This window comes from Bernardetia aquimarina (genome assembly GCF_042180575.1).
Classification (GTDB): domain Bacteria; phylum Bacteroidota; class Bacteroidia; order Cytophagales; family Bernardetiaceae; genus Bernardetia.
This window is the reverse complement of the sequence record NZ_CP170094.1, coordinates 1,497,805-1,511,405: the sequence shown is the minus strand read 5'-3', so window position 1 is coordinate 1,511,405 and position 13,601 is coordinate 1,497,805. Positions and strand designations below refer to the sequence as shown.

14 protein-coding genes are annotated in these 13,601 nt (G+C 32.6%); 11 read left to right on the top strand and 3 right to left on the bottom strand.

Annotated features, from left to right (window positions below; all coding sequences use genetic code 11):
• Positions 1 to 62 precede the first annotated feature (62 nt).
• Complete coding sequence (locus ACE193_RS06385) at positions 63 to 848, top strand: TIGR02757 family protein (protein WP_375562175.1); 786 nt, start codon at positions 63 to 65, stop codon at positions 846 to 848.
• 18 nt (positions 849 to 866) lie between these two features.
• A complete protein-coding gene (locus ACE193_RS06380; RefSeq protein WP_375562174.1) occupies positions 867 to 1,817 on the top strand; it encodes a ketopantoate reductase family protein in 951 nt (316 codons plus the stop codon).
• 269 nt (positions 1,818 to 2,086) lie between these two features.
• Here the strand turns inward: ACE193_RS06380 and ACE193_RS06375 are convergent, their stop codons facing one another.
• The gene (locus tag ACE193_RS06375; RefSeq protein ID WP_375562173.1) at positions 2,087 to 3,277 is read right to left on the bottom strand and encodes a 5-(carboxyamino)imidazole ribonucleotide synthase; all 1,191 of its coding nucleotides are present in this window, start codon (positions 3,275 to 3,277) and stop codon (positions 2,087 to 2,089) included.
• Positions 3,278 to 3,447: 170 nt separating this feature from the next.
• Here ACE193_RS06375 and ACE193_RS06370 point away from each other — a divergent pair, with 170 nt between their 5' ends.
• The 4 genes from ACE193_RS06370 to ACE193_RS06355 all read left to right on the top strand — a co-directional run bounded on the left by ACE193_RS06370 (position 3,448) and on the right by ACE193_RS06355 (position 6,249).
• On the top strand, positions 3,448 to 3,867 hold the full coding sequence (locus ACE193_RS06370) for a hypothetical protein (protein WP_375562172.1): 420 nt from the start codon (positions 3,448 to 3,450) through the stop codon (positions 3,865 to 3,867).
• 108 nt (positions 3,868 to 3,975) lie between these two features.
• On the top strand, positions 3,976 to 4,551 hold the full coding sequence (locus ACE193_RS06365; protein ID WP_375562171.1) for a DUF2452 domain-containing protein: 576 nt from the start codon (positions 3,976 to 3,978) through the stop codon (positions 4,549 to 4,551).
• Between the two features lie 297 nt (positions 4,552 to 4,848).
• Complete coding sequence (gene rplS, locus ACE193_RS06360) at positions 4,849 to 5,229, top strand: 50S ribosomal protein L19 (RefSeq protein ID WP_375562170.1); 381 nt, start codon at positions 4,849 to 4,851, stop codon at positions 5,227 to 5,229.
• Between the two features lie 117 nt (positions 5,230 to 5,346).
• Positions 5,347 to 6,249, top strand: coding sequence for a UDP-2,3-diacylglucosamine diphosphatase (locus ACE193_RS06355; protein WP_375562169.1), 903 nt, complete (start codon positions 5,347 to 5,349; stop codon positions 6,247 to 6,249).
• Positions 6,250 to 6,301: 52 nt separating this feature from the next.
• Here the strand turns inward: ACE193_RS06355 and ACE193_RS06350 are convergent, their stop codons facing one another.
• Complete coding sequence (locus tag ACE193_RS06350) at positions 6,302 to 6,484, bottom strand: hypothetical protein (protein ID WP_375562168.1); 183 nt, start codon at positions 6,482 to 6,484, stop codon at positions 6,302 to 6,304.
• Between the two features lie 139 nt (positions 6,485 to 6,623).
• Between ACE193_RS06350 and ACE193_RS06345 the strand changes: the two genes are divergently transcribed.
• From ACE193_RS06345 to ACE193_RS06325, 5 genes are all read left to right on the top strand, one after another.
• The gene (locus ACE193_RS06345; RefSeq protein WP_375562167.1) at positions 6,624 to 7,010 is read left to right on the top strand and encodes a hypothetical protein; all 387 of its coding nucleotides are present in this window, start codon (positions 6,624 to 6,626) and stop codon (positions 7,008 to 7,010) included.
• Between the two features lie 128 nt (positions 7,011 to 7,138).
• Positions 7,139 to 8,245, top strand: a complete 1,107-nt coding sequence (locus ACE193_RS06340) for a chorismate mutase (protein WP_375562166.1) — start codon at positions 7,139 to 7,141, stop codon at positions 8,243 to 8,245.
• Between the two features lie 482 nt (positions 8,246 to 8,727).
• Positions 8,728 to 9,558, top strand: a complete 831-nt coding sequence (locus ACE193_RS06335) for a succinate dehydrogenase cytochrome b subunit (RefSeq protein ID WP_375562165.1) — start codon at positions 8,728 to 8,730, stop codon at positions 9,556 to 9,558.
• A 216-nt stretch (positions 9,559 to 9,774) separates the two neighbouring features.
• On the top strand, positions 9,775 to 11,709 hold the full coding sequence (locus tag ACE193_RS06330; RefSeq protein ID WP_375562164.1) for a fumarate reductase/succinate dehydrogenase flavoprotein subunit: 1,935 nt from the start codon (positions 9,775 to 9,777) through the stop codon (positions 11,707 to 11,709).
• Between the two features lie 84 nt (positions 11,710 to 11,793).
• On the top strand, positions 11,794 to 12,564 hold the full coding sequence (locus tag ACE193_RS06325) for a succinate dehydrogenase/fumarate reductase iron-sulfur subunit (protein WP_375562163.1): 771 nt from the start codon (positions 11,794 to 11,796) through the stop codon (positions 12,562 to 12,564).
• A gap of 95 nt (positions 12,565 to 12,659) precedes the next feature.
• Here ACE193_RS06325 and ACE193_RS06320 read toward each other — a convergent pair whose 3' ends face one another.
• Positions 12,660 to 13,556, bottom strand: a complete 897-nt coding sequence (locus ACE193_RS06320; protein ID WP_375562162.1) for an FkbM family methyltransferase — start codon at positions 13,554 to 13,556, stop codon at positions 12,660 to 12,662.
• Positions 13,557 to 13,601 lie beyond the last annotated feature (45 nt).

Here is a 13,601-nt window from a genome sequence, read left to right as displayed (position 1 = left end):
ATTATCTTGGTTTTTCTCCTCATTCTCTGTGCCTTTGTGAACTCTGTGTTTAAATAAAAAATATGATAAAATTAAATTCCAAAAACTTCCAAAAGACAAAAGATTTTTTAGAAGAAAAATATGAGAAATACAACCATATTGATTTTATAGAAAATGACCCTATTCAGATTCCTCATCGTTTCACAAAAAAGCAAGATATTGAAATTTCTGCTCTTTTTGCAGCCGTTTTGGCGTGGGGATTACGAAAAACAATTATCAATAAATGTAATTTGATAATGGAATTAATGGGTAATTCGCCTCACGATTTTATCCTAAATCATAAAGCATCAGACCTAAATAATGTCGGTTTTCAAGAATTCAAACATCGAACATTTAATTCTACTGATTTTCTGTATTTTATAGACTTTTTACAGCGATTTTATCAAAAAAATGATTCTTTAGAAATTCTTTTTTCCTCCAAAGAAACTCAAAAAGAAAATATAGCTCATTTTCACAACACTTTTTTTGATATAGATTATGCCCCACAACGCACCAAAAAACACATCAGTACGCCAGAAAGAAAATCAGCTTGCAAAAGATTGAATATGTATTTGCGCTGGCTAGTCAGAAAAGATGACAAAGGAGTAGATTTTGGGATTTGGGAGAATATATCGCCTTCTATTTTGATTTGTCCATTGGATATTCACGTAGAAAGAGAAAGTAAAAAACTAGGTCTTTTGGAACGCAATATTTCAGATTGGAAAGCAGCCGAAGAGCTTACCCAAAATTTGAGATTATTTGATGCAACTGACCCAGTAAAATATGATTTTGCCCTTTTTGGATTGGGTGTGGAGAATAAAAAGCGATAAATTGGTCAAATCAATACTATGAAAAAGATAAAAATACTTATTGCAGGAATTGGAGGAGTAGGTGGTTATTTTGGAGGGCTACTAGCAAATCACTTTTATAATCACTCTGAGGTAGAAATTATCTTTTTATCAAGAGGTCAGAATCTTTTATCAATTCAACAAAGTGGATTGAAAGTTATAAAAGGAGATAAAGAATTAATTTGTAAACCTAAATTAGCCACTGATAAACCAGCAGAAATTGGTACAGTAGATTTCATTATAATTGCTACCAAAACATATCACCTTCAAGAAATAGTCAGACAATTAGAAGTTTGTATAAACGAACAAACAATTATTTTGCCTTTGCTTAATGGTGTTGATAATAGAGAGAAGATACTTAAAATTACACCAAATAATCTTGTTTTGGAAGGCTGTGTTTATATTATTTCACGTTTGACAGAAGCTGGAAAAATTGAAAATATTGGCAATATTGAAAAACTCTTTTTTGGAATAGATGATTATCAAAATCATTCTGAAAAACAAAGCAAAAATATAATCCTTCTTGAAAAGCTATTCAAACAGGCTAATATTGATGCAACTTTATCTACTACTATTTCTCAAGTAATATGGCAGAAATTTATTTTCATTTCTACAATAGCTACTGCAACAACTTATTTTGACACCTCAATAGGCAAAATTTTGACAGACAATGAAAAATTCGAAATTGTAAAAAAATTAATAAATGAGGTTACTCAACTTGCAAAAGGCAAAAACATCACCGTTTCAGAAGACATAAAAGAATTGACTTTGCAAAAACTGAAATCTTTACCCTTCGAAACAACTTCTTCAATGCACTTTGATTTTGAGAATAAAAAACAAAACACTGAATTAGAATCTTTGACAAATTATGTTGTTCTAGAAGGACAAAAATACAATGTCAAAACGCCAATTTTCAGTAAATTTGTTTCAGAAATTAAAGCAAGAAAATAAGGTTATCTGACAATTTTTGTGAAGCGTGTAACATGGAGGAGTTAAATTACAGCTACCATTAATACACTTATTTGCCTTTCTGTTCCGTTAGGAACTACACATTGGTAGAATTTAAAATAGGTAGTGAAAAATGCTATACAACTCCTACGGAGAGATGAGGTTTAATTTTTCTACCAATATAAAACTCCTAACGGAGTAAAAATCAAAATTTTAAAAAAATTGTCAGATAACCGAAAATAACAGGTTGATTTTGATAAATACTAATCAAACTACTTCGTAATCACCCGAATACTACTTTTTACTTTATCGATTTTTTCTTTTAAAGAATCAATATCATTTCCTAAAATGGTAATATGTCCCATTTTTCGTGCAGGTTTGGTTATTTTTTTTCCATAAATATGAGGATAAACGTTTTCCAAATCCAATAATTTGTCTAACCCTTCATAAAATGGCTGACCTGTGTGATTTTCTTCTCCTATTAAATTCAAAATCGCAGCCGAACTTCGAAGTGTGGTTTTGCCTAAAGGAAGGTTCATAATTGAGCGCAAATGTTGTGCATATTGTGAAGTCGTGCAGGCTTCTATGGTGTGATGTCCACTATTATGAGGACGTGGCGCAACTTCATTAACAAGAATATTTCCTTTTTTATGATTATTTTTAGTGAGAAATAATTCTACTGCTAAAAGCCCAACCATTCCATTTATTCCCTCTTTTTGCCCTAATTTTGTTATGACTTCTGTTGCTAACTGTATAGATTCTTCTTTTTCATTTTTTGTAAGAGTGGCAGGAGCTAATAAATAATCAAGCAAATTATACTTTTCATTAACCACCATTTCAACAGCATCAAAAACAGCTATTTCACCTTTTTCATTTCTTGCTACAATCACAGAAATTTCCTTTTCAATGTCTATTTTTTCTTCTAAAACTGAAGGAGCATCAAAACCATTTTGTTTTGCATCTTCTAAATTCTTCAGAATCTGAACACCTTTTCCGTCGTAACCATCTTTTCCTAATTTTTGTACAATCGGAAATAGATTTGAATCATTCTTACTTTTTTCTGTCAAGTATTTTATCAATTCTTCTTTAGTAGAAATCAAAACAAAATCAGAAGTAGGAATATTGTTTTCTTTATAAAACTGTTTTTGCAATCTTTTATCTTGAATAAGACGAATAATAGCTGGTTGAGGAAAAATTTTTTTGCCTTCTTTTTCTAATTGCTCAAGTGCATCAGCCGAAACTTTTTCAATTTCTATGGAAATAATATCCATCTGACGACCAAAATCCAAAACATCTTGATAGCCTGTAATATCTCCTTTATGAAAATTTCTTGAAACTGTCGAACAAGGCGCAGATTCATCGTTTTCTAAAAAATGTAATTCAATATCTAAATCAATGGCTGGAGAAATCAACATTCTACCAAGCTGTCCACCTCCCAAAATTCCTACTTTTTTTTGTTGCATAACTAATTTAAGACGTTTTATAAAAATGCTCTACCTTACACGATTTTTTGGTTATATATCGTTTCAAATTGAGTAGAGTTGTGTAATTTTGCAACTCAAAACTAACAATTATCTAGTAAAAAAAATAGCTCTCAAGAAAAAGAAAATAATTAGCCTAAAAAATTACCACTATGGAAAACTCAATCATTTATACAGATTCTCATGTAGAGATTCATTTTGAAAAAGAGAAAAAGTATTTGCGTTGTCATTGGCGTGGAACAGTTTTGACAGAAGAAGCACTATCAGCCTATAAAACAGGATTGAAATTTATGAGAAAAAATGATATTTTGATGTGGGTAGATGATTTTACAAAAATAAATCTTCCTCCTGAAGAAACACTCATGTACATCGAACACATGTGGTATCCTGATGCAGAAGAGTATGGAATGCAAAAACACGCCTTTTTGGTAGAAAATATGGGTTTTGAAACAAATGTTTTTGAAGATGCTGTTGTGATGGCAAACCGAAAGACAAAAATCAAGGTAAAATTCTTTACAGAAATAGAAGAAGTCGAAAAATGGCTCAATACAATACAAATAGACAAAGAATAAATAATTTCTTCAAACAAAAAAAGGATTCAAAAAGTTAGCTTTTAAGATAATCGTTTAATGTTTAATCTAAAAAGCCTAAACAAAATCCATCTATAAAAATCACTTATTTTGAATACTGTCCTTATGAGCAATAAAGAAAAATCAAGAAAAGACGAGAAGAATAAAAATAAAACAGAAAATCTTTTTTTTGATGAAAAACAAAAACAACAATTCGAAAATTTTGTCAATCCGATTGATGCTGATAAAATAGCGACTAATCCAGGGTTGTTGCCCTATGCTCATACTGTTGGAAGTGCTATTATTGTTCCTACTGAAAAAGGTATCATGAAAAGTAAGGCTCTAGCTGCAATGGAACAACAAACTGAAATGCAGCTTGACCAAATAAGAGAACAAATAAATCTTTTGGCACAACAAGCAAAAGAAATTCAGTCCAGAACGCATATTTCATTAGAGATTTATAATGCTGATATGGGTTTTGAGCCACTTGTAAATCATACTTATTTTCTCTACGAACGCCCAAAAACAGGCGAAAAAGTGCTTTCTATGATTGCTCCTGAGCAATGGGGAAGAAGTTCTAAACTTACTTTTATAGCAGAAGTTTTATTATTGGCTGATAGAACTTGGAAAGTAGTTAGAGAAAATAAAGAAAGTGATGAAGATAATGAGAATAATATTGATATTTAGTTGTATCCTAATATTGTTGGTGTCGCAAAATTTGCAAAGCCGAATAAAAAGCTCTACCTTTGTGGTTCGTTTTGAAATGCACAGCCTCCAACATTTTCCCTTATCTTGTTTTTATTTTTTATAAAAATGGGAATAATAAAATTTCGTTTTGGACTGTCTTTAATAGAACTTTTTTATTAAATGATTATTAAAATCATTCAAAACCAAAATTATTTTCAACCCAAGTTGTGGAATATACTTTGAGGACTTTAATTGTCTATCAAACTCTTTATTTCAAACTTACCTATTTAGTTTCTCATGAGAAATGAATTAATTCAGATGGTAGAGGCTTCTAACGCAGAAGCTCGTAAAAAATTTCCTCAATTTCGTGCTGGCGATACAGTGAACGTAAGAGTTCGTATCAAAGAAGGCGATAAAGAGCGTATTCAGCAATATCAAGGCGTAGTTATTCAACGCAAAAACCCAAATACAAACGGAGAATCTTTTACAGTACGTAAAGTTTCTAACGGTGTTGGTGTTGAGCGTATCTTCCCACTTCTTTCTCCAAATGTAGAAGGTGTTGATATGGTTCGTCGTGGTAAAGTACGTAGAGCTAGATTGTACTACTTACGTGGTCGTATGGGTAAAGCTGCTCGTATCAAAGAACGTCGTGGTAACTATACTGCTTCACAGGCTTAATTTTAAATTATTAAAATTAGCTTAGAAAAATCTTTTTTGAAAACCAACTCTATTTTTTTAGTGTTGGTTTTCTTTTTTTATTTAAACCTATAAGGTTTGAACTTTTATAATTTTTGTATGCAAAATCTAACCCTTTCTCCGTCCAAAAAAATTTACATTGCTTCTGATTTTCATTTGGGATATTCCAAAGATGAAGCTGGTTTGGAATCTTTAGAAAGAGAAAAAAAAATACTTCGTTGGTTGGAAATGGCTCGTAAAGATGCAGAACTTATTATTTTATTGGGAGATATTTTTGATTTTTGGTACGAATATAAAAAAACTGTTCCAAAGGGTTTTGTACGTTTACAGGGGAAGATAGCAGAAATTGTAGATAGTGGAATTGAGGTGGTGTTTTTTACAGGAAATCACGATTTATGGATGTTTGGGTATTTTGAGAAGGAGTTGGGGGTAAAAGTTTATCATGAACCTCAAAGTGTTATTTGGAACAATAAAAAAATTCATTTAGGACATGGCGACGGATTAGGAAATGGCGATTATTCCTACAAGTTTATGAAAAAAGCTTTATTTAAAAATCCTATATGTCGTTTCTTTTTTGAATGGCTACACCCAAATATAGGAATTGGTTTGGCTCATTTTTGGTCGAATAGCCGTAAACCTGCCAAAAAATCAGTAAATAATAATCCTAAAAAAACGAAAGAAATAGACACATATAGAGGAAAAGAAAAGGAGTGGATTTGGAATTATTGTAATGAAATTCATCAAAAAACTCCACAAGATTATTATGTTTTTGGGCATCGTCATTTGCCCTTGATGATTGAGGTGGAGATAGAAAAAGATAAAAAAATAATAGCTTCTACCACCGATTCACAAACTGAACCTAATGATAAAAGCTATTATTTTAATACAGGTGAATGGATGAACCATTTTACCTATTTAGTTTTTGAGGTTGAAAAAATTAGCCATACTGCAACATTTAAACGTCATTGTTTTGAAGCAAATACAGAATGGATTATTGATTGATTGAATAAAAAATAGGCTTTTGACTGATAAGAGTGAAAACTTAAACTACTTCCTAAGCAGAAATATTTATGTTCTTATTATGAAAAGACTGCCAAACATTTTCTTGGTCTGCAAAAAGAACTTGATTTAATGGACTTTTAGAAAGCCATTTTTGTAGCTTTTCAGATTCTTTTTCAGTAATTTGTCCACTTAATTGTTTGGTAATAAGCTGAAGATATTTTATTTTTATTGGCATGGTTGAAATGGATTTTGAAAATAGTAAGAAAATAAACTTTAATTGAGATAAAGACGAACAAAAAACAGTTTTACCCTATTTGTTTATCTTTAAAGAGTGTTAATTTATGTAGTAATTATTTTTAATAAAAAATAGACCAATGAGAAATACTTCTGATACTAATTCTGAAAATCTTGAAAATGAGGCTTTTCAAACAGCTCATCTTACCAAAATCATTGATAAAAATGGAGAACTTATCTTTGTTCAAATTTCAGCTTCTTTATGGAAGGAAATAGAATCAAAAGTAGAACCTATTGTTTATCAAGAACTTAAAGAGCAATTCAGAAAAACTCAAAAACAAAAATCAGATGCTGAAAAAGAAGAGTTTTCTCCCTTCGAACATATAGAAACGCTGCAAGCCGAACAATTAAACAACGATACTTTTATAAAGAAACGTTTCAAGAATAGTACGGAACAATCGCAGCAAGTGCAGCAATATTTATACGCTTTACAGCAAAAATTAGCCGAACATAAACCTGTAAAATAATTTATTTTAACATTTCACTTCTTTTTCCTTGTTTTTGTTCGAAAAATCATTTTGATTACCTTTGAACTTTACTTTATAAGAATTACGTTGTTGTTTGTATTTATACAGACAATTTTATCTATATATTTATGGAATTTGCCCCTTTATCATCTTGGTTTCCAAACAACCCAAACTGGAATACCGAAAAAAATCCTTTGTTTATTGCTGGTCCTTGTAGTGCCGAAACGCCTGAACAATTAATGGAAACTTGTCAAGAAATTGCTAAAAATGACAAAGTACAAGTTTTGAGAGCAGGAATTTGGAAGCCTCGTACACGCCCAAATAATTTTGAAGGAGTAGGAAAAATTGGTTTAGAATGGCTTTTAGATGTCAAAAAAGCAACTGGAAAACTCATCACTACCGAAGTAGCCAAACCTGAACACGTAGAAGAAGCTCTAAAACATGAAGTGGATATTCTTTGGATTGGTGCAAGAAGTGTCGTGAATCCATTTACAATGCAAGAAATTGCTGATTCGTTGAAAGGAGTTGATGTTCCTGTTATTGTAAAAAATCCAATTAATCCAGATGTAGCACTTTGGATGGGGGGAATTGAGCGCATTCATCAAGCAGGAATAAATAAAATGGCAGCCTTGCATCGTGGTTTTTCAAGCTATGGAAATACAAAATACCGTAATGAGCCGATGTGGCAATTAGCTATCGAAATTAAAAGTAAATTACCTTCTTTGCCTCTTCTTTGTGACCCTAGTCACATTGGAGGAAAAAGAGAATTGATTTATCCACTTTCTCAAAAGGCAATGGATTTGAATTATGAAGGTTTGATGATAGAAACGCATCGTAGTCCTAATGATGCTTGGAGTGATGCCCCTCAGCAAGTTACACCACAACGATTAGCCGAAATTTTGGATAAATTAGTTGTTCGTACAGGAAGTTTAGAAACACTTGAAAAGGCAGGACTTTCAGACAAATTACAAGACTTACGTAATCAAATCGATAAAATTGATAGAGAAGTCGTGGAAAATTTTGTTGCTCGTTTGGAGCTTGTCAAGCAAATTGGAGATTATAAAAGAGAAAATAATTTACCTATCTTTCAACTAGACCGTTGGCAAAAAGTTTTTGAAAGCCGTCCAGAATGGGCAGAAACAATGGATATTAATCCCGATTTTGTTTCAGCGATTTTCAAACTTATTCACGACGAATCAATACGTATTCAAACAGAACGAAAAGAAGATTTTTAGATAAACAAAAAACACCTATTAGATTCAAGATTAATTGAAAATGATAGGTGTTTTTTTTGATAAAATTTCAATTATAATAATTTTATAATCGCTTTATTTAGAAATATTCAAAATAAGCAAAAATTACTATTACATATTGCAATGCCATTTTTTGTAGCGTACCTTTGAAAAGGTTTTATGTATTCAATAAAAAACTATGTAAATAGCCTTTTAAACAGTATATTTATCGCATCTTTATAAATGAAGTTTACTCTTGAAGTAGGATAACAAAAGGAAATAAACAAAATCAGTAACGAAAGATTTATTTTATATCCTTTCAATCATTCTCATAATTTAGAAACAAAAATTAATTAAAACACTAATTTTAAAATGTAATTCATTGATATTCAGTGTTTTTAGGTTGTGATTTTTAATTCGTAATTATTCCTTGGTAAATTTCAAATTCTAATTAATTAATTTTTAATCAACTTAACCAACTCCCTATGAATTGGATTATACGCACCCTGACAAGCAGCGTAGGCAAAAAAGTTTTGATGTCGCTGACAGGGTTATTTTTAGTAACGTTTCTGATTGCTCACATGGTCGGAAATATTCAATTACTCATCCCAAATATTGAAAGTGCAAGCGAAAAGTTTAATATGTATGCCGTTTTTATGACGACATTCCCTCTCGTTAAAGCTATTTCTTATTTGCTTTATGGTTCTATTATTCTTCACGCTTTAGTAGCTCTTTTTCTCACTTTACACAATAAAAAAGCTCGTCCAACAGGATATGCTATTGCTGGAAGTGCAGAAAAATCTTGGGCTTCTCGCAATATGGGTATTTTAGGTTCAATCCTATTGTTTTTTATTGTTATGCACATGTATCAGTTTTGGGGGCAATACCATTTTGGAGGTAATCAACCTGTGATGGAAATAGATGGAATGGCTTACAAAAACTTATATGCACTCGTAGCTACTACTTTGTCGGTATGGTGGTTTGCAGCTTTGTATCTTGTAAGTATGGTGGCAGTAGGTTTTCACTTATGGCATGGTTTCCAAAGTGGTTTCCAAACGCTAGGTCTTAATCATGTAAAATATACTTCTCTTATTTCATTAGTTAGTAAAGCATTAGCAGTACTTTTTATTGTTGGCTTTTCTAGTATGCCTTTAGCTATGATGGCTCAATTTGGAGTGTCAAATAGTATTGAAGAAGCAGAAGGTAAAGTAAAAGTAGAATATGAAAAAGAAAAGATAGAATGGAAAGTAACCAACTGGTCAGATTTAGAAGCTGATACAGAATGGGACAAAATACCAACTACTAACGCAGAATAATTTTGGTGAATGATTTTAAATTAGTAGGGAAAAGGCATGCCTTTTCCTAAATATATTCTAAATTAAGGTCAGTTTCAAAACTTTTTAAACAAACAAATTATTCAGTATCATATAGTTAAATAGTTGTTTCAAAACATTCAGTTTAAATTGAATCTCATTGAACCGACATTTGAAAGAAGTGTATTATTTGTAAAATACAAACAAAAAAGAACAATTATGTCAGAACTCAATTCAAAAATCCCTGAAGGCTCAATCGGCGAAAAATGGGACAAACATAAATTCAATATTCGCCTCGTAAATCCTGCCAACAAACGTAAATATACAATTATTGTTGTCGGAACAGGTCTTGCAGGCGCAGCAGCAGCAGCTTCTTTAGCAGAACTTGGCTACAATGTAAAAGCATTTACTTTCCATGATAGCCCAAGAAGAGCACACTCTATTGCAGCACAAGGAGGAATCAATGCAGCAAAAAATTATCAAAATGACGGAGATAGTGTTTATCGTCTGTTTTATGATACTGTAAAAGGTGGGGATTATCGTTCAAGAGAAGGAAACGTACACCGTTTGGCACAAGTCAGTGTAAATATTATTGACCAATGCGTTGCTCAAGGTGTGCCTTTTGCTCGTGAATATGGTGGAATGTTAGATAACCGTTCTTTTGGTGGAGCTTTGGTTTCACGTACTTTTTATGCAAAAGGACAAACAGGTCAGCAACTTCTTTTGGGTGCTTATTCTGCCCTTAGTCGTCAAGTAGCGACAGGAAAAGTAGAAATGTTTACTCGTACAGAAATGCTTGACATTGTCAAAATTGATGGAAAAGCAAGAGGAATTATTACTCGTAATTTAGTAACTGGAGAAATTGAATCTCACGCAGGTCATGCAGTTTTGCTTTGTACGGGTGGCTATTCAAATGTATTTTTCCTTTCTACAAATGCAATGGCATGTAATGCTACGGCAGCTTGGAGAGCGCACAAAAAAGGTGCTTACTTTGCAAACCCTTGTTACACTCAAATTCACCCAACTTGTATTCCTGTTTCTGGTGACCACCAATCAAAACTTACGTTGATGTCTGAATCACTTCGTAATGATGGACGTGTTTGGGTACCTCGCAATCCAGAAGATAAAAATAAAAAACCTTCTGAAATTCCAGATGCAGACCGTTTCTATTATTTAGAAGAAAAATATCCTACATTTGGTAATCTTGTGCCTCGTGATGTGGCTTCAAGAAATGCAAAATATGTGTGTGATGAAGGTTTGGGAGTGGGAGCAACAGGAAAAGCTGTTTATCTTGACTTTAGAGATGCAATTAAAAGAGATGGACAAAGCAGAGTAGCAGATAAATATGGTAATTTGTTTGATATGTACAAGCAAATCACAAACGAAGACCCATATAAAGTTCCAATGAAAATTTATCCAGCACCTCACTATACAATGGGTGGTCTTTGGGTAGATTATAATCTTATGACAAATGTTGATGGATTGTATGCACTTGGAGAAGCGAATTTCTCTGACCACGGCGCAAATCGTTTGGGAGCAAGTGCATTGATGCAAGGTTTGGCAGATGGATATTTTGTTGCACCTTATACAGTTGGAGATTTCTTGGCTACACAGCCTTACCAAATTGAAGATACTTCACACGAAGCATTCGGACAAGCAAAACAAGAAGTAGAAGCAAGAATCAAAAAGGTAATGAGTATTAATGGAAATCAAACTCCTGACGAAATCCATAAAAAATTAGGTCGCATTATGTGGGATCATTGTGGAATGTCAAGAAATGCAGACGGTTTGAAATTAGCTCGTACAGAAGTTCAAAAACTACGTGAAGAGTTTTGGAATGATGTAAAAGTAGTCGGAACTGAAAATCAACTCAATGCAGAACTTGAAAAAGCTCTTCGTATTGCTGACTTTTTAGAACTTGGCGAACTTATGATTATCGATGCCCTTGATAGAAATGAATCTTGTGGTGGACACTTTAGAGAAGAGTACGAAATCAATGGCGAAGCAAAACGTGATGATGAGAATTATTCGTATGTGGCAGCTTGGGAATTCCCTAGAGATAGCAAAGGCGAGTTTATGACAGGCGACCCAGTTCTTCACAAAGAAGAATTAGTCTTCGAAAATGTCAAACTTACGCAGCGTAGCTACAAGTAATATATAATCCTCAGCGACGGCAAAGCCTCGTTGACGGTTGAAAACAAGTAACAACTTTCAATTAAATAGAAATACATAAAAATTATGGCAGAACAACATAATTCATATAAAATAAAAGTTTGGAGACAAGCCAATGCAAATGCAAAAGGCGAGTTTAAAAACTATAAATTAGACGGCGTTTCAACAGATATGTCATTTTTAGAAATGATGGATATGCTCAACGAAACTCTTGTACGAAAAGGAGAAGACCCAGTAAGTTTTGACCACGATTGTCGTGAAGGAATTTGTGGTTCTTGTGCTATGTACATCAATGGACACCCACACGGAAATGTACGTGGTGTTACGACGTGTCAGTTACACATGCGTTCTTTTCCAAACAACACAACCATTACTATTGAGCCTTGGAGAGCATCAGCCTTTCCAGTTATTAAGGATTTGACAGTCAATAGAAGTGCTTTTGATAGAATCATTCAATCAGGAGGTTATATTTCCGTAAATACGGGAAATGCTCGTGATGCAAATGAAATGCCTATTCCAAAAGAAATTGCAGATGAAGCATTTGAAGCAGCAGCTTGTATTGGTTGTGGTGCTTGTGTAGCTGCGTGTAAAAATGCGTCTGCTATGCTTTTTGTTTCAGCTAAAGTTTCACAGCTTGCACTTCTTCCACAAGGAAAAGCAGAAGCTCAAAAACGTGCTGAAAATATGGTGGCTCAAATGGATGAAGAAGGATTTGGATCGTGTACAAACACAGGTGCTTGTTCGGCAGAATGTCCTAAACTTATCGGTCAAGAACATATCGCTCGTTTGAATAGAGAATATTTGACTGCAAAAGCATCTTCTGATTTTGTGAAGTAAAAGTGTAGTTTACTCTTTAGAGTGAGAAAATAAAATTCCCAATACAGAAAATATTTTTTTGTATTGGGAATTTTTGTAGCATTCTTTTTTTTATTTTAAAATTTTTGTCCTAAAACAGTAACTAAAGGTGCATTTTTAATACGTTCTTTTACAAAATCAATATCTTTACAATAAATTGTATTATGATTTCCAAAAGATTTCACTTCTGTTAATTTTCGTTGTAAAGGGTTGTAGGAGTAAGGTTTGTATCCCCAGTTTTCTAATTTTTGATGAATTTTGGCTTCATCATATCCATATCTTTCTCCAGAACCATTGAGTTCTATAATAATTGCTTTTTGTAAAGGAGAAGAAAAAATAGTTTCGCCACCATTTATAACTTCAGTTTTGAATCCCTCTACATCTATTTTTACCAAAATAGGCGTTTTTTTAGCTACATCACTCACTTTTTCAATCTGTACATCAATTCTTTGGTCTTTTGGTGTCTCTTTGGTTGCTACGTGATTGACTGTATCTAATGACTTTGTAAACTGTAAAACACCCTTTTTACTTCCCAAGCCAATATTTAATGCTGTTGCCTTACTTGCCAAATCATTTACTTGAATATTTTTTTGAAGTTTTTGATAAGTTGTTGGAATAGGTTCTATACTTGTTGTTTGTGTGCCAATTACTCCTGCTGCCAAAACAGTATAACTACCAATATTTGCACCAATATCCATAAAATAATCATCGCTTTCTTCTTCTGTATTCCTAAGAAAATGGAGCAAAAATCCCATATCGTTAAATTCATGCAGACCAGTATAAATATTTCCTGTTGCACCTGTCATTCCATTCTGAGCAGCTAATTTTGTGTTTTCTACAAAGGGTACAATATGAACTCCTTTATTTAATCTTGATTGAAATTGCCACTTGAAATACCTAAAAATAGCCGATATTTTTTGATTTTGAGTAAGTGGGTGTGAAGTAATATGTTTTAGGGTAATAGATAGTGACATAATAAGGGTTAGTGATAAAATCCATTGAGAAATATGTGTTTTATA